Raw genomic sequence first — 20,274 nt, 5'->3', positions numbered from 1 at the left:
TCCGTGATGTTCGTACTGCTGCTCGCATCGTGCGGCAAGTGGCTGGACGTAACGTCCAAATCGGAAGTGGACATCGACGACATGTACGATGCGGCCGAGGGCTACTACAATTCGGTAACGGGCGTGTATATCAACATGGGCGACGCCAATCTGTACGGCGGTTACGTGGCGCTGACCGCCCTCGAACCGCTGACCGGGCAGTATACCGTATCGGCCAACAACGAGAAGCGCCGTAAGTGGGCGGCCTACGACTACGCGAACGACGATTCGAAGAAGGTTATCGACGACCTTTGGCTCACGATGTACAACAACATCTTCAACGCCAATCTGGTCATCGACAAACTGCGCCACGAGGAACGGACCCTGTTCGAAGAGGGGGTGCGGGAGATCATGCTCGCGGAGATGCTCGCCATGCGCGCCTATATGTACTTCGACCTGGTGCGGATGTTCAACGAACCGTATGCCGTCAATGCGGAATCGAACAATGTCCCGTGGAAAACCTCCTGGGATGCGACGATCGGTGAACGCCACACGTCGGAGCGGCTGCTGGCGCAGTTGATGGATGAACTCGCGGAGGCGAAATCCCTGCTCGAAACCCGCGACCCCATCGTCGTCGCACGCAAGTCGGCCGATCCGTATGTCTCCTACGACCGCACCAAACGCATGAACTATTATGCCGTTTGTGCGCTGCGTGCGCGTATCGCCCTTTACACGGGCGACTACGCTACGGCTTACGACGAGGCGAAGACGGTCGTCGGATCGGAGAAATTCCGGTTTATCACCGCACCCGAGATCGCCGAGACCGATTCCTACGGCGAGGAGCTGCGGTCGAACCGGGTCTTCACGCCCGAACTGGTGTTCGCCCTCGACAACGATCGGATCACGGCGAGTGCACGGGCCTATTACGAAGGGCTTTCCGAAGATATAGTAACCTCGCCCAACTGTTACGAGGCGGGCGACCTGCGTCTGAATGCCTGGCTCGCTTACAATTCGATGAACAAGATCAATCTGATCAAATACAAACGTTCCTCGCTGGCGGCTGACAGCTACAAATATCCCAAGGCATGCACTCCGATGCTGAAACTGAGCGAAATGTATCTGATTGCCGAGGAGGCCGTGATGAACGCTCCGCAGCTCGATCCCGCACCGTTGTCCTACATCAATGCGCTCAAGCGTCACCGCGGTATTGCGGAACTCGACGCATCGACATCCGCCGATGTGCTGCGCACGGCCCTGACGCGCGAATATATTTGCGATTTCAAGGGCGAGGGGCAGTTGTTTTTCTACTACAAGCGGCTCAATATGGACCGGGTCGACAACGGAAATTACAACGGCAACACCATTGCGATAGCTCCGCAGGCATATACTTTCCCGCGGCCTGACAATGAAAACGATTTCGGTAATTAAATCTGTAAATGCCATGAATAGAAGGATGATTTGTTTCCTGGTCGCAGCGGTCTGTCTGTCGGGGGCGTGCCGGGAACGCGATATAGAGGTCTATGATGCGGGCCGCGTTTCGCTCAACATCGCCAAAGGCGAGTTCAGGCCCGGAACTTATCCTGAGTCCTATGCGTTCAACGCCTATTTCCTGGGTGTGGGAGCCGGGGACTACACGCTGGATATTCCGGTGCGCCTGACCGGGGTCGTCGACTACGAGCGCGACCGCGAATACCGGGTCCGGGTCAACGAAGAGTTGTCGCAGTATGCCGTCAACGGCGTGGAATATACGCTCGACGAAAGGCAGCTTCTCCGCAAGGGGCTTTACGAGGATACCTTTCCGCTGACGATCCATGTCGCACGGCTCAACGAGACCGACGACTACAAACTCCGCATCGAACTGACTCCGAACGAGAATTTCGTGTCCGGACTGCCCGAATATCAGTGGGTGGAGGTGTCGTTCGTGAAAAACGTCAATACGCCGCCCGCGTTCTGGGAGAATACCTCCAAACTCAGCAAACTTACCTATCATCCGGTGAAATGCGCCAAATTTTTGGAGGTCAGCGGCATCACCGATCCCGACTGGAAGGATGCCGGAACCAGTCTCGCTCTGGATTACTGGATCGCCGTCTGCACGGAATATTTCGAGCAGAACGAAGTCTACGACCAGACGACGGGTAACAGAATCTTTTTCGATGAATGACGCTAACGGTTGAATGATTATGAACAGCAGAACATATATATTGGCATTGGCAGCGCTTGCGGCGGTGTCGTGCTACGGAGACAGGGACGGCGAGATCGGCTCCGATCCCGATTATGTGGTTTCGGTCGAAGGCGTAGAGATCGAAAGCGACCTTTATCTGGGCGACCGCTTCACCTGCGAACCGACGGTCGTGTTGCCTGAGGGATGCGACGAGGCGGATTACGAATACGAGTGGATCGTGGGTAAAAGCGAGGTGATCTCTACCGAGAAAAACCTCGATTGGGAAATCTACCTCCCGAAATCGTATCAACTCAATACGGACATTCCGGGGAGTTTCGTGGTGAGAAACAAACTCAACGGATTGGAATTCCGGTCGACTTTCAAATTCAAAGTGCTGAACGGCTACACGCCCAAATTCCTCGCTTTGTACGAGACCGAGGAGGGGTGCGTCGAATGGATGTCGATCCAGACGACGGGAACGTCGGCCTCGACGATCTCGCCGAAGAACGGTTTCACCCGCTGGTTTCCCGGCATGGTCGCCCGTGTGAACGGAAGTTCGGAGCGTATCGAAGGCCGCTACGTCGGGGCGGTCTGTGCGAAATCCGAACTGGCGGTATTCACCGACAACAGCCCTTCGTGCGGCGCTACGGTCAGCATGGTGGATACCGACGGCGATCAGGATTTTACGGCCAATATGGGCGAAATCGTTTCGCCGGTCAACGGCCGGGTTTACGTGGGAAAGGCTCCCGATGTGAAAATCACGTCGGCATTCTATGCTGCGGGCGGAGCCAAGTATGTGGTGGCGAACGGCAAGATCCACATGTTCAGCGGGACCGATACGAAAACGCCGGTCTTCGACGACGAGGCGTTCGTCATGGCCGAAAACATCCGGCAGGTCGTCGGCTCGAAACAGTTCATGCGCTATAAGCGTGCGTTGTTCGTGCTCTACGAGGACGGAACGGTCGGTTGCCTGCAACAGTACAACCAACCCGCCACGCCGGTTCCCGGAACCGGCGGTGAATCGGTGCTGACGGCCGACGAACTCTGCGGGGCCTTTTCCGAAGCTACCGGCAAGGGGAACAACAATCCTTACCTGATGCACCTGGTCGTGCGCAAGGGCAGCGACTATTTCCTGTATGTGTATAACGCCAGATCGCACTCCTCGGCCAACGATCCGTTGACGCTCAAAACCGTCGTTCCCATTCCGGCCGGCGTGGGGCGTGAGGCCGCAGTGTGGTTCGGGGCCTTTTCCACCCGGTACGGGTTCTATGCCGTGGGGAACAGGATCATGAAATTCGACTATCTGAACATCACGCAGTTTGCGCCCGAGGAGAAGCCGTTCCGGCTCTACGACGACAAGTACGAGATCGTCGATGTTTTCGTGCTTATTGCCGGCACGGCGCTCAGCGACAAGGACGACTGCACGGTGGTCTATCTCTACGACCGGGAAAAGAAGACGACGACCATCGACGTTTACAACACGTTGACCGGCGAGGATCTGCACACCTACGAAGATATTCTTCCGGGACGCGGCGTGGATTTCATTAAAAAATAATCCGAAAATTACTAATCTTTTAATCATTCCTGATGGAAGAACGCAAAAATGTAATAGAGTGCCGTAACCTGACGCACTACTATGGCAAAAAACTGGTTTACGAAAACCTGAATATCTCGGTCGGCGAAGGTCGTATTCTCGGCTTGCTGGGCAAGAACGGTGCGGGCAAGAGTACGACGATCAATATCCTCAACGGATTTCTGGCTCCCCGCTCGGGTCGGTGTCTGATCTACGGTGAGGATACGCAAAACCTGTCGCCTGCGACGAAGGCCCGCATCGGTTACCTGATCGAGGGACATATTCAGTATTCGTTCATGAATGTCCACCAGATCGAGAAGTTCTATTCGGGGTTCTATGAAAAATGGGACCGCGACGCCTATTTCAACCTGATCAACCGGCTGAAGATTCTCCCGCGGCAGAAAATCTCGACCATGTCGTGCGGGCAGCGTGCACAGGTGGCTTTGGGGCTTATTCTGGCCCAGGACCCCGACCTGCTGATCCTCGACGATTTCTCGCTGGGACTGGACCCGGGGTATCGGCGTCTGTTCATCGACTACCTGCGCGAATACGCCAAGTCGAGGGGCAAAACGGTTTTTCTCACCTCGCACATCATTCAGGATATGGAGCGGCTGATCGACGACATCCTGATCATGGACTATAACCGGGTGCTCTATCAGGGACCGCTGGCCAATTTCCAGCGTGATTTCAAAGGGTTCTTCTTCGAGGCCGAGGGGGCGTTCGACCTTTCGGGCGCGCCGGAGGTCGTCAATCTGGAACGGCTGAACAACCATTGCGAGCTGTACACCTATGCCTCTGAAGAGGAGATCGTCGCGCTTTTGCAGAGCCGGGGCGTCGGATTCGTCAACTTCCGGCGGGAAAACCTCACCTTGGAGGATGCCTTTATCGGACTTACGGGTAAATACTGATGCAGATGGGAAAGATAGTTTGGCATATTTTCTATAAGGAGTGGATCAAGACCCGCTGGACTTACCTTGCGGCGCTCGTGTTGGGTTTGGCGACGGTCTTTTACGTTTTCATCCGGGTGGAGAACGGCATGGAACGATTCGGGGCCAAGACCTATATGCTCAAAGTGCTGTACGACAATCCGCCGTTGATCTATTATCGCATGTTGCTTTACGTGCCGCTGCTGATCGCCGCGTGCGTCGGCGTCACGCAATACCTGCCGGAGACTGTGAACCGGCGTATCCGGCTGATGCTTCATCTGCCGGTCGCCAATACGCGGCTGGTGTTGGGCATGGCCCTCTACGGCGTTGCGGCGGTCACCGTTTCCAATGCGCTGCTGTACGGGCTGTTCGTTGCGAAAAGCGCCGCTCTGTTCCCGGCTGAGATTACGCTTCCGGCGTTGAAGTCCGTATTGCCCTGGCTGCTGGCGGCATATCCGGTTTACGGGTTCATCGCCATGGTCGCACTCGAACCGAACCGTTGGCGTGCATTGCTGTATGCCGTTACGGGATATTATCTCATTTCTCCGTTCGTCGTGTGCGGAGAGGCTCCGGGGTCCTATTTCTCGTCGGCGCTTCCCCTGCTGGCGATCGCTGCGGGATCTTTCCCGTTGCTGTTGTATTCGTCGTACCGTTTCAGTAAAGGAGAACGATAGCCATGTACCGAAATATCATACGCGTCGTCGCCGTTCTGTTCGCCGCATTCGCGGCCGCCATGGCGTTGCCCGGGTTCTACCGCATGGTTCCCGCATCGTGGCACGGCGACTACAAAAAAATCGTCTATTCGGAAGTTCTGGGCGATTTCATCATCTCGAAAAGCATCTATTCCAACGATCCGTCCGACAGGTCCGGCATCCGGTACGAAATCCGGGATTCGAAGGGCAACGCCTACACGCCCGAACAGGCCGATACGCTGGCCGTGCTTGAAAACGCTTCGCAGCTTATTTACGAAGGGCGTCTGCCTGAAACCGTCTGCGGTGTCGCCGTCACGCCTGAGCGTGTGTCGGCGCACGATTATACGGTCTACTTCGGCGACGGAGGAGGCCGGGACTACGGATTGCTCGATTTGAAGGACAAGCTGTCCTATGTTTCGAACGATTACCGGACGCAAGATCTGTTCCGTTTCGGCCGTGGCGGGATTGAGTTCCTCGACGCGCCCTCGAACCGGGTCGATACGGCGAAAACGGCGGCTTTCCGCCGTGCGCTCGCCGGTGCGGGATTCGTCTCTCCGGCGTCGGGCACATGGACGCCCGCGGACCGTACGGACGCCGAGACGCTGGGTTATTTCATGACCGACAGCCGCGGAGGGCTTTTCCGTATGGGCATGTGCGGCGGAGAGCCTGAGGTTGAGCGGATCGCACTGCCGGAAGGATGCGTTGTGCGTAATTTGAGTTTTGCCGACCGGCCCGAATTCCTGGCCATGATGCTGACCGAAAAGGGCGAAGTGTACCGGATGGGACGCGACTATACTTTCCGCCGGCTCCCGCTGCCCGATACGCGCGCCATGCGGGTGGCGATGCACGGCATGCTGCTGTTCAACAAGTTCGTCTATGCCTATCACGATCATACGACCTGTTATGTTACGGATGTCGATTATCGGATGATCGACAGTTGTACGGTGGGCAACCGCACCTATGAACAGACTGCGAAATATAAAGCGCAACAAGTCGTGTTCCCCTTTACCGTGCGCCTTACGCCCTGGCACGGGCTGCGTTTTACGTGGTCCGACGGATTCCTCTGGCTGCTGGTCAGCGTTTGTCTGACCGGAATCATGGCCGCGATCAAACGCCGCCGCCGGGAGTCGCTGCACGACCCGTTCGTGCTCGTCGATCTGGTGATCGTGGCGTTGTTCGGCATCTACGGATTTTTGGGCGTGTTGGTTATGCCGGGACTCGGAAACCCGAATGTAAATTGACTTTAATAGCTGAAAGATATGACTTTGCATCTTATATACAAGGAGTGGATCAAAACCCGCTGGTTTGCGCTCGTGGCGCTCGTGGCGGGCCTTGCGGCCGTGGTCGGCATATTCGCCGGCGTCGCCGGGGGTATCCGCAGCGACGCTCCGCTTTACCTGTCGCGGCTGTTGACCAATAAGGAGGCGTTTTTTGCGCTGTTCCGTTTCGTGCCGCTGTTCGCAGCCGTGCTGATCGGGGTGTCGCAGTTTTTGCCCGAGGTGGTCGACAAGCGGATCAAACTCTCGCTGCATCTGCCGCTCGGACCGGTCCGGGTCGTTTACAGCATGGTGCTTTACGGTTTTCTGCTGCTGTCGGCGATTCTGGCCTGCTGCCTGTTGCTGTTCGTGGGGCTGACGGCCGTATACCTTCCCGCCGAGGTAATTCGGGCGGCGCTGGTGACGATGATGCCGTGGGTGCTGGGTGGCATGACGGCCTATTTCTGGATAGCGATGATCGCGATGGAACCGGTGGGAAAGTTCCGCTTTTTCTATTTCATCGTCGCCTATCTGCTGATTTCGGTATTCATGAGAAAATTTGCTGTCGGCAACGTGGAGACGCTGCTGCCGGTGCTCGCGGCTCTTACGGGAGTTTCGAGTGTCTCGGTGCTCTTCACGGCCCGTCGGTTCAATAAGGGAGAGTTGTAGATATGACGGCGAAAATTGTAAGAGTGCTGCTGGTGTTCACCACCATCCTGATTTTGGGCTTTTATCTGCCCGATCTGTTTCGCAGCCGGTTCGAGAAGCGTGCGGGCAAGCGCCTGCTCTATTACAGCGAAGTGAAGCGCGATTTCGTGTTCAGCGAAGAGGTGTACGATTCGCTCCGGCAAGCCAACCGCATGGTATATTACGACCGGAGCGGCAATCCGCTGACCGAGAATGAATATGCCCGGTTGCTGCCTTTCGACAATGCGCGCAAGTTGAAGATGCTGGGCATGATGCCCGACTCGCTCATGGGCGAGCCGCTCACGCAGGAGGTGCTGCGGAGCGTGCGCCGCGTGATGCTCATCGGGGACCGCGGATTCGACTTCGCGCTGGCTCCCCTGTTCGAGTCGTGTCCCGGACATCCGGGCGTCGATCTGCCGCACGACCTCTTCCGGATCGGCAGGCGGGGCATCGAGTTCATCGACGCGGCGACGAACAGCGTCGATACACGGAAGAGCCGGATTTTCGACGAGGCGCTGCGCGAAGCCGGGTTCCGTGCTCCGGCGCGGGACATCTTCGGCATCCCTTCAACGATCAAATCCCGCGACGACGGCTATTTCGTGGTCGACGCCCGCGGCAAACTGTTTCATTTGCTGATGGTCCACGGCGCACCGCGCGTGAAGGCCATCGACAACGATTTCGAGATCAAGCAGATTAAATGCCACGTGCCGGGGGAGATTTACTGCCATATCTTCACCCCCGACAACGAGCTTTATGCGCTGCTGACCGACTATACGCTGAAAAAACTGCCTCTCGGAAAGAACAATGGCCGGTTCATGCTGACCTACAACCGTTATTTCCGCTCGTACAAGAATCTTGGGCAGGACAGCAGTACGATGTATGTCCTCGACCGTGATTTCGAGCCTGTCGACCGTTGCGCGATCGCAGTGAACAACTACCGCAATTCGCCGGCCGCCGCTGCCGAAGAGCGGATATTCCCGTTCCGCATCATGCTGACGCCCGGATATGCGCATTTCATCCCCATTCCCAATCCGGTACGGCAGTTCTGGCCCGTCAATCTGTTTTTCGTGCTGCTGCTCGTCGTCGTCAAACGGCTCAACCGCTGCCGGCTTACGGGCGCATTCCATCTCGTCGATCTGGCCTTGACGGCCGTGTTCGGCATTTACGGGTTCATCGCCGTGTTAATTTTCCCGAACAGATATTGATATGAAGAAACATCGATTATTGCAGGCGGCATTGGCCGCTTTCATTCTGATCGCAGCCTTTGGAGTATACCGCTACATGGTCGTGACCAAGCCGGTCGCCGAGAAGAACAAGGCGAAGAAGAGCGTCGTACACGTCCGGGCCGATACGGTCGCCTTGCGGGACTACGACGTCGCCTATTCCTGTTTTGCGAAGGTTCATGCCGGAGCGACGGTCCGGCTCAGCTCGGAGGTCAGCGCCCGCATCGTCGCAGGGCCGGTCGCGCTGCGCGAAGGCACGAGTTTCCGGAAGGGGGACCTGCTCGTCCGGCTTTATGACGACGACGCGCGCGCGTCGCTGATGGCAGCCCGGAGCCGTTACATGAGCCTGCTTTCGCAGCAGCTTTCCGATCTGGCTGTGGACTTTCCGCAGGAGGCGGATAAGTGGAGCGCCTTCTTCAACCGACTTTCCGTCGATGAGGACCTGCCGCCGCTTCCGGCGGTCAACAGTGCGAAGGAGAAAGTTTATCTGGCGGTCCGGAATGTCATTTCCGAATACTACGGAGTTCGGCAGGCCGAGATCAATCTGCGCAAATACGCCGTTTACGCCCCTTTCGACGGCGTATTTTCGACGGTGAGCAAAGAGGTCGGCGCCATCGCCTCCGTCGGGGGCGAGATCGCCACCATCACCCAGACCGACCGGCTCGAACTGGAAGCCGGCGTCGAACCCGATTATGTGCGCTATTTTTCCTGCGGCAGCGCCGTGACGGTGGAGGACGAACGGGGCGGTTTTCGCGGTACGGTCGCCCGCATCGCCCCGTTTGTGGATGAGAACACGCAGCGCGTGAAGGTCTACATTCGGGTCGAAACTCCCGGCCGCAACCTGATTTCGGGCCAGCTTTACCGGGTTCGTATCGCCGCGGCCCGGCTCAGGGAGGTTGTGCGCCTGCCGCGCGAGGCGCTCTTCGCCGACGATACGGTTTATGCCTGCGTCGACGGCCGCCTGCGCGCCCGGCCGGCCGAGGTTGTTTATGTGGATGAGGATTACGCCTATTTGCGCGGCCTGGAACCCGGAACGCTCGTCGTCGCCGAATCGCTGGTCAATCCTTCCGACGGGATGGAGATCGGTTTGCTGGAAGGTCGTCGGGCGTCGGATAAAACGGAATAGTCATGCGGAAAGTAATCACTGCATTCGTTCGGTATCCGTTCTATGCGCAGGCGTTGGTATTCCTGACGCTGGTCTTCGGCATCGCAGCCTTGTTTTCCATCCGCAAGGCTTCGTTCCCGATCACCGAGTCCCGGCTGATCACCGTGTCGGTGACCTATCAGGGCGCCACGCCCAAGGAAATGGAGGAGGGCGTGACGACGCTCGTCGAAAATGCGCTGCGGGGCGTGGTCGGAGTCAAGGAGATCAGCTCCAAATCCATGGAGAACCAGTCGCTCGTGTCCATACTCATCCGCACTGACTACGATGTCGACGTGGTGTTGAACGACATCAAGAACGCGATAGACAAAATCTCGAATTTCCCCGCCGGGGCGGAGAATCCGGTCATCACCAAGACCAAAACTACGTCGCTTTCCGGATTTCTGGCTCTGACCCAGACACGCGGGCCGGAGGACATCATGCTGTTGAAGCGCACGGCGCAACGTATCGAGGACGACTTTCTGGGTTCGGGCCTGATCTCGCAGGTGACGCTGATCGGCTATCCGACACGGATGGAGATGTCCGTCGAGGTTCGTGAAGAGGTGTTGCAGCGTTACGGCATGAGCTTCTCGGAGATCAAGAATGCCATTGCCGCCAACAACCTCGATATTTACGGCGGCAAGATCAAAAATCCCAGGGAGGAGATCAAGATCAATTCGCGCTATCGGTCGGTTTCAGCCGCCGACGTGGAACGGATCGTGGTGCGGGCCAATGCCAACGGCGATCTGATCCGTGTGGGAGACGTGGCCGACGTACGGATGATCTTCGAGGACATTCCGACGGCGAGCTATGTCGACGGCGAGCGCAACGTCATGTTCCGTATCGACAACCTGGCGACCGAGGACTTGGAGCGTATCTCCGCTTATCTGCACGATTACATCCGCGAGTTCAACGAGCGCGGTAACGGCTACCGGCTCGAATTCATGCACGATTTTCTCGAAACGCTCCGCGGGCAGCTCAATATTTTGTACAGCAACGGTTTGGCCGGTATGCTGCTGGTGGTGCTGTGTTTGTCGCTTTTCCTGAGCTTCCGTCTCTCGGTGTGGGTGGCGTGGGGCATTCCGATGGCCTTCCTCAGCATGTTCGTCGTGGCGGTGCTCATGGGGCTGACCATGAATTTCATATCGGTGTTCGGCATGATCCTCATTGTGGGAATCCTCGTCGACGACGGTATCGTCATCAGCGAAAATATCTATACGCGGTTTCAGCAGGGGCTACCGGCGCGGAAAGCGGCCGTCGAGGGAACGATGGAGGTGCTGCCCGCCGTGCTGGTTTCCGTGTTGACGACGCTGGTCGCGTTTCTGCCGATTCTCTTCATCCAGGGCAATCTCGAAATGATGTACGAAATGGCGGTGGTCGTTATCGTCTGCCTGCTGTTTTCCCTGTTGGAGAGTATGTTCATGCTTCCGGCCCACTGTGCGTCGGCCAAGGTCCTGGCGCCGCCTTCGGCCACTTCGTTCTACGGGCGTATCCGCAGCGGATTCGACCGGGGAATGCGCTCGCTGTGCGAACGGGTCTATCTGCCTTTCGTTCGCTGGGCTCTCGGACACCGGTCGGTCGTGTTGTCGTCGCTCGCCGCCTGTTTTCTGCTGACGGCCGGATTGATCGGCGGCGGCCGCATCGGCTTTACGATCCTGCCGTCGATGAACGAAGACAGCTTCAACATCGAACTGGCGATGAAGCCGGGTACGAATTACGACCAGCTGACGGCTGAGCTCAAGCGCATCGAATCCGTTGTCTGGCGGGTCGACTCCATGCTGATGGAGCGTTACCGGGAACCGTCGTTCATCAAACTGATCAACATGCGTACGGGAACCGCTTTTTCGGGCAGCGAGACGGGCAGCCACGCCGGGTCGGTGGTGGTCTTCCTGCGGCGTCTCGACCAGTCGGAGATCGGAACGGACGAGATCAAGGCCTGCATATCGAAAGAGCTGGGGACGGTTCCGTCCGCCTACAAGTTCGCCATCGGCGCCGGACACCGTTTCGGCGCGCAGGTCTCGATCAGTCTGTTCGGCTACGACATGGAGACGCTCGAACGGGCGAGCTCCGAATTTCAGGCTCGCCTGCGCGAACTCGACGCGCTGTACAACGTGATCGACAATGCGCAGCTCGGCGGCCAGGAGGTCCGTGTCCGGCTCAAACCGGTGGCTTACAGCCTGGGGCTCACCCAGCAGCAGGTGATGGGGCAGGTGCGCGAGGCGTTCTACGGGTCGCTCGCGCAGCGTTTGCAGGAGGGCAAGGACGAGGTGTGGTTCTACGTCCGCTACCCCGATACGGACCGCAGGACGATGGGCGATCTGGTTAAAATGATGATCCGCACGTCGAACGGCGTCTATCCGCTCGGCGAACTGTGCGATCTGGATCTGGGGCGCAGCGTCCTTTCGATCAACCACTACAACGGGCGGAAGGAGATTCGTGTCGACGCCTATATGGAGGACGCTTCGGCGTCTGTGATCCCTGTCATGGAGGAGATCGAGCAGCATATCCTGCCCGAGATTCTCGCCCGCTATCCGGACATTACCTACATGCAGCAGGGGCAGATGAAGGACATGCGCGACGAAATGCAGACCATCAAGGGTTTCTATATGATCGCTTTGTTCGTCATCGTCATGATATTGGTCATCTACCTGCGTTCGACGCTTCAAATGTCGCTCGTAGTCCTGATGATCCCCGTCGGCTGCATGTCGGCGATCTGGGGCCACTGGATCGAGGGCGTGCCGCTTTCGATGATGACCATCTGGGGCATGGTGGCTCTTTCGGGAACGATTATCAACGACGCGGTGGTCTTCATCTCCCGCTATAACGATTGTCTGAAACTGTCCATGAAGGTCGACGAGGCGATTGTCGAGGCCGCCCGGTCGCGTTTCCGGCCCATTATACTTACGTCGCTGACGACGACGGCCGGATTGTTCCCGCTGATCCGCGAAGGCAGCAGCGACGCCCGTTTCGTCCTGCCCATGGCCATTACGCTCGGATACGGTATCCTCTTCGGGACGTTTTTCATCCTGACGTGCTTCCCGGTGCTTATCAAGATGGCCAACCGGTTCAAACTCTTCTTCCTGCGGCTTCGTCATCCGGATGCAACGCCCGAAAGTGCGGAAACGGCCGTGAAGGACATGGCGCGGAATACGGATTTCAACGAATGAAAACTATGATGCGATATAGTGTACTTTGTGCGGCGATCTGTTTGTTCGGAGCCGTGCGGCAGCCGGCGGCTGCACAGAACGGAAACGCTCTGACATTGGCCAGGGCCATTGATATCGGGTTGAAGAACAATTACGATCTTCAAGTCGGCGAACTGCAAACCCGGACTTCGGTCGTGAACAACACGTGGGGCGCGGCCGGACTTTATCCGTCCGTAGCGGTCGGGGCTTCCGCCAATTTCAGCCGTACGATGCCGCAGGGGTCGGACGCGGAGGATTATTCGACGCTGAGCGTGCAGCCCAGCCTCGAATTGTCGTGGACCCTTTTCGGCGGTTTTCGCGTGTGGCGTACGAAAGCCAAACTCGATGCGGCCCAGGAACAGGCCGAAGGTTCGCAGACCGTGCTGATCGAGAATACGGTGCGGTCGATCATCTCGGCCTATTATCAGGCCGTTCTGGAATCGGAAAAGGTGACGATTGCGCAACAGTTGATGGACGCTTCCATGGACCGGTTCCGCCGCGAGCAGCATGCGGCGGATCTGGGTGTGGTCCGCAATCTCGAATTGTTGCAGGCGAAGAATGCCTGGCTGCAGGACCGGGCCTCCTATCTGAGCCAGAAAAACAATTATGAGGACGCTCGCCGGCAGTTGGGATTCCTGCTTGCCGTGGAGCGCGGAGGCGATTGGACGCTGACGGACAGCATTCCGGCGATCGACGAACGGCTCGATCCGGCCGAACTGCACCGGATCGCGCAAAGCGACAATGCTTCGATCCGCAAACAGTATGCTGCTATCCGGCTTCGCGCCGAGGAGACGCTCGTCGCCCGTTCGGATTATTATCCGAGTCTGAATGTGGGCGTGGGAGCCGGTTACGCTTACAATCGTGCTGCCGGAATCGACAACCGCCAGATACAGCCCTATGTTTCCGCGAAGATTTCATTCAATATCTTCAACGGCAGTCAGCGGCGGCGCGCCGTGCGGGTGGCGCAGATCAACCATGAAATCGAGAAACTGTCGCTTGAAGATATGAAACTTTCGGTCAGCTATGATGTCGACAAGCAATACGACGCTTTCCTGCTTCGCCGTGAACTGGTCGGTCTGCGGGAGGAACAGTTGGCGACCACTGAATTGAGTCTGCGGATCGCGGAGCAGAAATTCGCTTCCGGAACGCTTTCGCAGTTCGACTTCCGCGATGTGCAGATCAGCTATTTCAACGCGGCCGTCGATTTGCTGTCAGCGCGCTATGACCTGGTAATGGCGCATGTCGATTTATTGCTGACGACAGGCATGTTGCTACGGGAAACGGATTGACGGGCCGTTCGGGGCATTCAGGGTATCGCTGACGGCGACAGCGCCGGTTTCGGATACATGGATTTTTCCGGCTCCGGGGTATTCGGCTGCGGATGCTCCGGGATCAGCGCTCCGGGGGTATCCGGAAAATCTTTCCTTCGGCGAAGGTCGTCCACAGTGAACCGTCGGGGGCCGCAACGATGAAGTTTGCCGCCGATTGGCAGCATTTCGCACACCAAAGTAACGTCCCGTCCTCGCGTACGGCGGCGATACGGCCCGAACGGTCGGCCAGGTAGGCGATGCCGCCGCTCACGGTTACGGGGCATGCCGTGTAGTCGTAGCCGAACCCCACCGGGGTAATCCACACCTCGCGGAAAGAATTCTGCGAGGTGTCGACAGCCAGCAGTTCGCCGTCCATCGTCTTGACGTAAAACCGACTGCCGTCGGCGCTCAGCCCCGATGATTCGCGGGCCTTGTAATCCCGGCAGCGCCATACGACACGGCCCGAGGCCAGGTCGAGACACGTGACGGCCCGATCGGGTGCATCGATGAACACACGGCCCCTAGCGATTCGGGGAACGATGTTGCCCGGAGCCAGAAATAAACTTTTCGATCCGTTGGTCCACGTCCAGCGAAGTGCGCCCGTCGAGGCGTCGAGGCAGTAGAGACGGCCGTTCCAGGCACCGAAAACCAGGCAGTCGCCGGCCAGTGCAGGCTGTCCCTGCGATTGTCTGCGCCCGTAGTCGTAACGCCAGAGGATACGTCCGTCGCGCACGGCGATTTTAGCCATCGTGCCGTTGCCGAGACCGATGTAGAGGGCCGCGTCGCGGCCGCGTCCTGCGACGAGCCCCTGTCCGACGATCGGCGTCGGGGTGTCGATCCTCCACCGTGCGCGGCCCGTGCGGGCGTCGAAAGCGCACAGCCCGCGAGTCGTCGTCCCGGCAATGACAATGCCTTCGACCGCAAGGGGCGTGGTATAAAGGGCGCCGCCGAGCCGTTGCTGCCACACCTCGCGGCCCCGGCGGGGATCGAAGGCCCGCAGCACGCCTTGCGTCGTTCCGTAATAGATCATCCCGTCGTGGAAAGCGACCCCGGTGTAAATTGTCGCGCTGTCCTGCAGCATCAACTGTGCATGGTCCGCGTAGTCGGGAGTTTCGGGCATCGGGTCGGAGGCAATGGCCGCAACCTGCGGGTCGTCGTGCATGCCGATCGTGAAGCAGACGCGCGGCGCGGAGCCCAACACCTTTTCGCTCACACGAACCGAGTCGCCCCGGAAGTCGAGCAGCATGTATCCCGCCGTGCCTTGCTTCCCGCCCGACAGGGCGCGGCCCTGAATTCCCGCCACGGAATCGAAATTGAAGAGCGACGGTGCCCGGTGATAATGGCCGAACAGCGTGAGGGGAATGCCCAGCCGGCGGAGCGTCGCCGTAACTTCGGAACGGTTGGTGAGATCTCCGTTGAGCGGGTAGTGGCAGAGGCTCACGATGCGCTCGCCGGGACGCGCCTTGGCGGCTTCCTCAGCCAGCCATGCGAGGTCTTCGGTGCGCACGGCGCCCATGGCCATCTTCATGAACGGTCCCGATGCATAGCCCAGAAAGAGGTAGCCTCCGGCACGAAAGGCGATACGCCCGTCGTGACCGAAGATTCGGGCGAACGTCGTGCAGGCGCTTTCGGACCACGTGGTTTCATGGTTGCCCGGGACTGCGCACCACGGTTTCCGCAGTCGGGAGATCAGTGCGTGGACGTGTTCCAGTTCGGTGTCGCTGCCCAGGTTGGTGAGGTCGCCGCCGAAAAGAACGATGTCGCATGTCGAGGCGTTGATTTCGTCGATGGCGATGCGCAGCAGCGAGTCCTGTGCATTGCCGGGCGTCACATGAATGTCCGTGAGAAAGGCGACGCGGAGCGTGTCGCAGGGTGCGGCTGCAACAGTTGCCACAGACAGCAGGAGCCACCACAGGCCGAGTCCCCGCAGGATGCCGGAGTGTTTCATGGGTTTTGCGCAGTTTTATTACCGCAAGATACGGATTTCTTCGGAAAAGTTCGTACAACGTTTGATCGGAGTCTGAACCCGAGAGGCATAAAACAATTCGGCGGGGCTGCGATTTGGTATCGCAGCCCCGCCGAATTCTGTTCCCGGGTGATTTTTCTATTCGAGGATCATGCTCATCGGGACGCGCAGGAACACGGGCCGGTAGGTCAAAACATCCAGGTAGGGTTTCTGGAGGTTGTAGCTGTTGATGTTGTAGCAGATCAGCAGTTCGTTCGCTTCGTTGATGAACTGCGGATGCGCCATTGCGTTGTAGGTGAACAGTTCGCGGTCGTTGTCCTGTTCGGTGGTGACGTAAAGCAACTGTTTGTTCCGCCACGGTCCCACCGGCGTATCGGCGATGTAGGAGTAGATGTCGCCCGCCTGTTGTGCCCGGCGCTGTGTGACCAGCACATAGACATCGCCGTGTTTGAATACCGAGAATTGCTCCGAGACAGGTACGTCGAGACCCTGGCAGGCGGCCGCGGAGGCCGGATCGGCGCTCCATCCCGTGCCGTCGAAATACTCGTAGGGGCCCAGGCCATCGGCCGCTTCGTCGAATTTTGCCCGCGAAACACACAGTTGCGCGGGGTCGTAACCGGCTCCCGAACGGGTTCCGTAGACGTAATACCAGCCGCCCTGCTTCATCACGCAGTGTCCCCAGTGGATCGGGCAGCGGTCGTCGTAAATCTCTTCGATCGACCGGACGCTGTAATCCGTCATGTCGATCTTCACGGCGTCCGTGCCGTCGAAGCGGAAGCCCCACTGCCCCTCGCCGCCCTGGTAGAACTTCGTCATGAAGAGATGGAGCGTATTGCCGTGCTGGAATCCGTGGCCGGGCCAGTACCAGTAGACGTACTGCGAAGTTGCGGCTTCGAGGGGCGTGCAGAGCGATTGGGGCGCCTCGGGCGTGCCGCCGTAATAGGCTCCCAGGTATTTGCTGTCGGCGCTGATGTGGATGAGCGAGTTGTTGATCATCTCGTAGCTGAAATCGCGTTTTCCGCCGACGACCTCGCCGAGGAAACAGTCGCCGGTCATGAAGAGCGAGCTGCCGTCGTCGAGTACGATCGAGATCGCGCCGTCGGAGCCCGTCACGCCGTTTGAATCGGGCGAATAGAGCGTTGTGAAGCGGGTGTCCACGTGCACGGAGGGTGCTTTCGCCGGGCTGTTCGAGCCGCAGGATACGGCCGCCAGCAGGGTCGGCAGTGTTAAAAATTTCAGGATTTTCATCATAGATCGGTTTTTAATGGTGTTCGTTCAATGCCAGTCGTCGGTCCGGAACGAGGAGGCCGGAAGCCCCTCGGTGTTGTAGAGCGAACCGTCGACGTAATTTGTGTAGCCATAGCGTACGGCGACGGGTTCGGGAACCTCGTCGCTCCAAACCTCCAGCCCTTCGTTGCCCCAGAATGCCGGCACGATGCGGGCTTCTGCGGGGTGGAAGACGCGGTCGCTGCCTGCGATCTCGAAGCCCGAAGGTCGTTTCCCGAAAAACGAGAGTCCGTTGGGGGCGTAGTCGAATTTCAGGCGGGCGCGTCCGTCCCGCACCTCCATCGAGCGGAACTCCGGACTGCGGCATCCGAAGGCCGGATGCCCGTAGTCGCGGTTCAGCGCCCAATAGGCGAGCCGTTCTCCGACCGCTTCCTTACGGGCTGGGTGTATCACGTCGCGTTCTCCGAGGTCGAGCGTTACGGCCATGCCCGTATGGGGCACCGTGTGCATCACGTCGAGCTGCGCCTCGCGCAGTTCCGCGGAGTTGACACCCGGATGCTCGTAGGGGGCGATCTGCACGAAATAGAAGGGCATCTCCGGATTGCGGAAATAGCCGCGCCACGATTCGATCAGCCGTGCGAAAAGTTCGCGGTACTGCCGGGGTCGGGCGACGTTCGATTCGCCCTGGTACCAGATCACGCCTTTGACGCTCATCGGCAACAGCGGTGCGAGCATCCGGTTGTAAAGCACCGTCGGCAGGACGGCATACCAGACCGGGTCGGTCTTCGCGGGCGTAAGTTCGAGGTCGAAGCCTCCGAACCGCTCCAGTTCGGCGCGGTCCAGCCATGCCTCGGCCGTCGAACCGCCGTGCGCCGACTGCACGAGGCCGATCGGGATGCCGGTCACCTCGTGGAGCTTCTCGCCGAAGACATACCCCACGACGCTGAACTCTTTCACATGCTCCGGGTCTGCGGGACCCCAGGCGCCGTCGATGCGCAGCGTGTCGTTCGGAGCCAGCGCATAACCGTTCTCCACGCGGAACAGCCGCATGCCCGGGCGGTTGCTGCGGAGCAGTATCCGCTGCGCATCCTCGACCGGCTGGTCGGGGTTGCCGCGGAAACTCATCTGCATATTGCTTTGTCCGCCGACGAACCAGACGTCGCCGATCAGTATGTCAGTCAGTTCCAGCCGTTCCCGGCCGCTCTCCACCGTCAGCGTCCGGGGCTCGTATCCGGCTTCGGGGGTTCGCAGGGTCACCGACCAGCGTCCCCGGGCGTCGGCATCGGCTTTGGGCCGCGCTTTCGTCCAGCTCGCCCGGACGCGTACCCGGGCGCCGGGACGGGCCTCTCCCCACAACTCCACGTCGGCCTGCTGCTGGAGCACCATGCCCGAGGCGAAGACGGGCGGCAGTTCGAGGCCCTGCGCGCCGGCCGGGGACGCGCAGAGCCCGAACAGAATGATCAGGATCAGACGTTTCATGGGGTTATTTGTCGTTCTCGGGGAACGAGAACTCTTCGCCGTCGGGCATCTTCACCTCGATGCTCTTGTCGGCATTGACCATGTAGAAACTGACTTTGTCGATCTTCACGCCCGCCGGAACGCCGAAGAACTCGTGCGGATAGAGGTAAAGCATCCATTTGTCCTTTCCGTTTTTGGTCATCAGCGTCTTGGCGCCCACCTCGTCGACAACGGCTTCCTGCGTCTCGCCGTTGTAGGAGGCGCGCGCCATCAGGTAGACTTTGTCGGCGCCTTTCAGGGGTGAATCCACGCCGTCGACCTGGATCGTCGCGTCGTATTTGATCGCCACGATATCCTCCCACGTGAAAGCCTCGGGCGAAATGGAGCACATCTTGGGCAGCGTGTAGTCGATGGTGGCGTTGCTGCCGCCGGTGGTCTCGAACGGCTGTTCGTGGAGCAGGTAGTACTGTGCGTCGTCATGTACGCCGTCCTGCGTGTTGCCGATGAAGTAGGCGAGGTTGGTTTTGAGGTTTTCGCTTCCCGTGGTGAAACGGACGGTGACCGTTCCCGTGAACTGGTCGTTAGGGCCCCAGTTGTGGTCGGTCGTGGCGATGAAGGCCACCCACTCCACGGGTTCGTAGTTGCCTTTCAGTCCGAGGCGCGATTTCAGCGCCGCGGACCACGGGCCTTTGGTTTTGGGCTCCTGGTCCGTGCCTACGGCCAGACGCATCTCCTTCGTTCCGGAGCCGTCGCTGGTCGTGTAGGTGACGACGGCGTTCTCGGCCATTTTCCACGCCGTGGGAGCCAGTATGGCGACCACGGGGGTCGTGCGGATGTCGATGTCCTTGTTTACCTCGATTTTGACGTCGAACGTGGCGTCGACGCCGGTGTTTACGGGGACCGTTTCGGGATGGTTTATGGCGAGGAACTCCATGCATCCCGCGACGATGGCCGCCAGTGCGGCGATGGTCAGGTATCTGTAATAGCGTTTCATCTTCGGTTCGTTTATTGGTTTTCGCTCTCGTTCCCGACGGGCAGGAGTTGGTATTCGTATTGGTTCGAAGGCGCTCCCAGCTTGAACGGGAAGGTGATCAGGCGGTCGCGCGTCATGTAGCAGATCACCTCGCCGGTCCCCTTCTCGCGAATTTCATAGGGGCTTTTTCCGGTGTAGATCTCCCACTCCACGTCCACGTAATCTTTCGTGGTTACGCGGAACGGCGCTCCGGTCTCTTTGAAGGTCAGCAGCGAAGGCTCTCCGTCCTTGTAGCTCAGCGTCAGCTGCACGTCGTCGAAGAAGGTGAAATAAGGTTTTACGTCGGTCTCGTTCTGCATCACCTTGTCGATTTTGAATACCAGCGTCTCGTTGCCCATGGCCAGTGCGGGGTAGTCTTTGCCGCTCTCCAGCTCGTTGGTGCAACTTGCCGTGAGGAGGCTCAGCGCGGTTATCAGGAAAACATGCGGTGTTTTCATGTCGGTAGTTTTTGGATGTT

16 protein-coding genes are annotated in these 20,274 nt (G+C 58.8%); 11 read left to right on the top strand and 5 right to left on the bottom strand.

The features are described from left to right. Window positions 1-6: 6 nt before the first annotated feature. Genes BLU78_RS05105 through BLU78_RS05055 form a run of 11 tightly spaced genes read left to right on the top strand, consistent with a single transcriptional unit; the run spans window position 7 to window position 14,112 of the window. Window positions 7-1,407 (top strand): RagB/SusD family nutrient uptake outer membrane protein, encoded by a 1,401-nt coding sequence (locus BLU78_RS05105; protein ID WP_010261454.1) that lies wholly within the window; start codon window positions 7-9, stop codon window positions 1,405-1,407. Window positions 1,408-1,432: 25 nt separating this feature from the next. Further along, window positions 1,433-2,140 carry a DUF4843 domain-containing protein gene (locus tag BLU78_RS05100; protein WP_010261452.1) on the top strand — a complete coding sequence of 236 codons (708 nt, stop codon included), beginning with the start codon at window positions 1,433-1,435 and terminating at the stop codon, window positions 2,138-2,140. Window positions 2,141-2,159: 19 nt separating this feature from the next. Next, a complete protein-coding gene (locus BLU78_RS05095; RefSeq protein ID WP_176791123.1) occupies window positions 2,160-3,695 on the top strand; it encodes a PKD-like family lipoprotein in 1,536 nt (511 codons plus the stop codon). 32 nt (window positions 3,696-3,727) lie between these two features. Next, the gene (locus BLU78_RS05090; protein WP_010261449.1) at window positions 3,728-4,621 is read left to right on the top strand and encodes an ABC transporter ATP-binding protein; all 894 of its coding nucleotides are present in this window, start codon (window positions 3,728-3,730) and stop codon (window positions 4,619-4,621) included. Window positions 4,622-4,626: 5 nt separating this feature from the next. Beyond that, window positions 4,627-5,313 carry a hypothetical protein gene (locus tag BLU78_RS05085; RefSeq protein ID WP_231290785.1) on the top strand — a complete coding sequence of 229 codons (687 nt, stop codon included), beginning with the start codon at window positions 4,627-4,629 and terminating at the stop codon, window positions 5,311-5,313. A gap of 2 nt (window positions 5,314-5,315) precedes the next feature. Continuing rightward, entirely contained in the window at window positions 5,316-6,572 is a 1,257-nt protein-coding gene (locus BLU78_RS05080) for a DUF4857 domain-containing protein (protein ID WP_010261446.1), read from the top strand. 18 nt (window positions 6,573-6,590) lie between these two features. Beyond that, window positions 6,591-7,256 (top strand): hypothetical protein, encoded by a 666-nt coding sequence (locus BLU78_RS05075; protein ID WP_010261445.1) that lies wholly within the window; start codon window positions 6,591-6,593, stop codon window positions 7,254-7,256. Between the two features lie 2 nt (window positions 7,257-7,258). Further along, window positions 7,259-8,479, top strand: coding sequence for a DUF4857 domain-containing protein (locus tag BLU78_RS05070; RefSeq protein WP_231290782.1), 1,221 nt, complete (start codon window positions 7,259-7,261; stop codon window positions 8,477-8,479). A gap of 1 nt (window position 8,480) precedes the next feature. Then, on the top strand, window positions 8,481-9,623 hold the full coding sequence (locus tag BLU78_RS05065; RefSeq protein ID WP_231290781.1) for an efflux RND transporter periplasmic adaptor subunit: 1,143 nt from the start codon (window positions 8,481-8,483) through the stop codon (window positions 9,621-9,623). 2 nt (window positions 9,624-9,625) lie between these two features. Beyond that, window positions 9,626-12,805, top strand: a complete 3,180-nt coding sequence (locus BLU78_RS05060; protein WP_010261440.1) for an efflux RND transporter permease subunit — start codon at window positions 9,626-9,628, stop codon at window positions 12,803-12,805. A 5-nt stretch (window positions 12,806-12,810) separates the two neighbouring features. Further along, window positions 12,811-14,112 (top strand): TolC family protein, encoded by a 1,302-nt coding sequence (locus BLU78_RS05055; protein WP_229096329.1) that lies wholly within the window; start codon window positions 12,811-12,813, stop codon window positions 14,110-14,112. 103 nt (window positions 14,113-14,215) lie between these two features. On the opposite strand, the gene BLU78_RS05050 is transcribed toward BLU78_RS05055, so the two are convergent. The 5 genes from BLU78_RS05050 to BLU78_RS05030 all read right to left on the bottom strand — a co-directional run bounded on the left by BLU78_RS05050 (window position 14,216) and on the right by BLU78_RS05030 (window position 20,254). Further along, on the bottom strand, window positions 14,216-16,081 hold the full coding sequence (locus tag BLU78_RS05050; protein WP_010261435.1) for an outer membrane protein assembly factor BamB family protein: 1,866 nt from the start codon (window positions 16,079-16,081) through the stop codon (window positions 14,216-14,218). Window positions 16,082-16,237: 156 nt separating this feature from the next. Then, window positions 16,238-17,347: a DUF4185 domain-containing protein gene (locus tag BLU78_RS05045; RefSeq protein WP_231290779.1), complete on the bottom strand. Its 1,110-nt coding sequence runs from the start codon at window positions 17,345-17,347 to the stop codon at window positions 16,238-16,240. Between the two features lie 27 nt (window positions 17,348-17,374). Further along, the gene (locus BLU78_RS05040) at window positions 17,375-18,805 is read right to left on the bottom strand and encodes a sialate O-acetylesterase (RefSeq protein ID WP_010261431.1); all 1,431 of its coding nucleotides are present in this window, start codon (window positions 18,803-18,805) and stop codon (window positions 17,375-17,377) included. A gap of 4 nt (window positions 18,806-18,809) precedes the next feature. Beyond that, on the bottom strand, window positions 18,810-19,778 hold the full coding sequence (locus tag BLU78_RS05035) for a DUF4961 domain-containing protein (RefSeq protein WP_010261429.1): 969 nt from the start codon (window positions 19,776-19,778) through the stop codon (window positions 18,810-18,812). An 11-nt stretch (window positions 19,779-19,789) separates the two neighbouring features. Beyond that, window positions 19,790-20,254, bottom strand: a complete 465-nt coding sequence (locus BLU78_RS05030; RefSeq protein ID WP_010261427.1) for a hypothetical protein — start codon at window positions 20,252-20,254, stop codon at window positions 19,790-19,792. Window positions 20,255-20,274 lie beyond the last annotated feature (20 nt).

The sequence above is a fragment of the Alistipes timonensis JC136 genome (genome assembly GCF_900107675.1).
GTDB lineage: Bacteria > Bacteroidota > Bacteroidia > Bacteroidales > Rikenellaceae > Alistipes > Alistipes timonensis.
This window is presented reverse-complemented; position numbering and strand designations above follow the sequence as displayed.

Bases quoted from the DNA above. Each gene is read 5' to 3' on its own strand.
- BLU78_RS05105 (WP_010261454.1), top strand. From the start codon at position 7: ATGTTCGTACTGCTGCTCGCATCGTGCGGCAAGTGGCTGGACGTAACG.
- BLU78_RS05100 (WP_010261452.1), top strand. From the start codon at position 1,433: ATGATTTGTTTCCTGGTCGCAGCGGTCTGTCTGTCGGGGGCGTGCCGG.
- BLU78_RS05095 (WP_176791123.1), top strand. From the start codon at position 2,160: ATGAACAGCAGAACATATATATTGGCATTGGCAGCGCTTGCGGCGGTG.
- BLU78_RS05090 (WP_010261449.1), top strand. From the start codon at position 3,728: ATGGAAGAACGCAAAAATGTAATAGAGTGCCGTAACCTGACGCACTAC.
- BLU78_RS05085 (WP_231290785.1), top strand. From the start codon at position 4,627: ATGGGAAAGATAGTTTGGCATATTTTCTATAAGGAGTGGATCAAGACC.
- BLU78_RS05080 (WP_010261446.1), top strand. From the start codon at position 5,316: ATGTACCGAAATATCATACGCGTCGTCGCCGTTCTGTTCGCCGCATTC.
- BLU78_RS05075 (WP_010261445.1), top strand. From the start codon at position 6,591: ATGACTTTGCATCTTATATACAAGGAGTGGATCAAAACCCGCTGGTTT.
- BLU78_RS05070 (WP_231290782.1), top strand. From the start codon at position 7,259: ATGACGGCGAAAATTGTAAGAGTGCTGCTGGTGTTCACCACCATCCTG.
- BLU78_RS05065 (WP_231290781.1), top strand. From the start codon at position 8,481: ATGAAGAAACATCGATTATTGCAGGCGGCATTGGCCGCTTTCATTCTG.
- BLU78_RS05060 (WP_010261440.1), top strand. From the start codon at position 9,626: ATGCGGAAAGTAATCACTGCATTCGTTCGGTATCCGTTCTATGCGCAG.
- BLU78_RS05055 (WP_229096329.1), top strand. From the start codon at position 12,811: ATGATGCGATATAGTGTACTTTGTGCGGCGATCTGTTTGTTCGGAGCC.
- BLU78_RS05050 (WP_010261435.1), bottom strand. From the start codon at position 16,081: ATGAAACACTCCGGCATCCTGCGGGGACTCGGCCTGTGGTGGCTCCTG.
- BLU78_RS05045 (WP_231290779.1), bottom strand. From the start codon at position 17,347: ATGAAAATCCTGAAATTTTTAACACTGCCGACCCTGCTGGCGGCCGTA.
- BLU78_RS05040 (WP_010261431.1), bottom strand. From the start codon at position 18,805: ATGAAACGTCTGATCCTGATCATTCTGTTCGGGCTCTGCGCGTCCCCG.
- BLU78_RS05035 (WP_010261429.1), bottom strand. From the start codon at position 19,778: ATGAAACGCTATTACAGATACCTGACCATCGCCGCACTGGCGGCCATC.
- BLU78_RS05030 (WP_010261427.1), bottom strand. From the start codon at position 20,254: ATGAAAACACCGCATGTTTTCCTGATAACCGCGCTGAGCCTCCTCACG.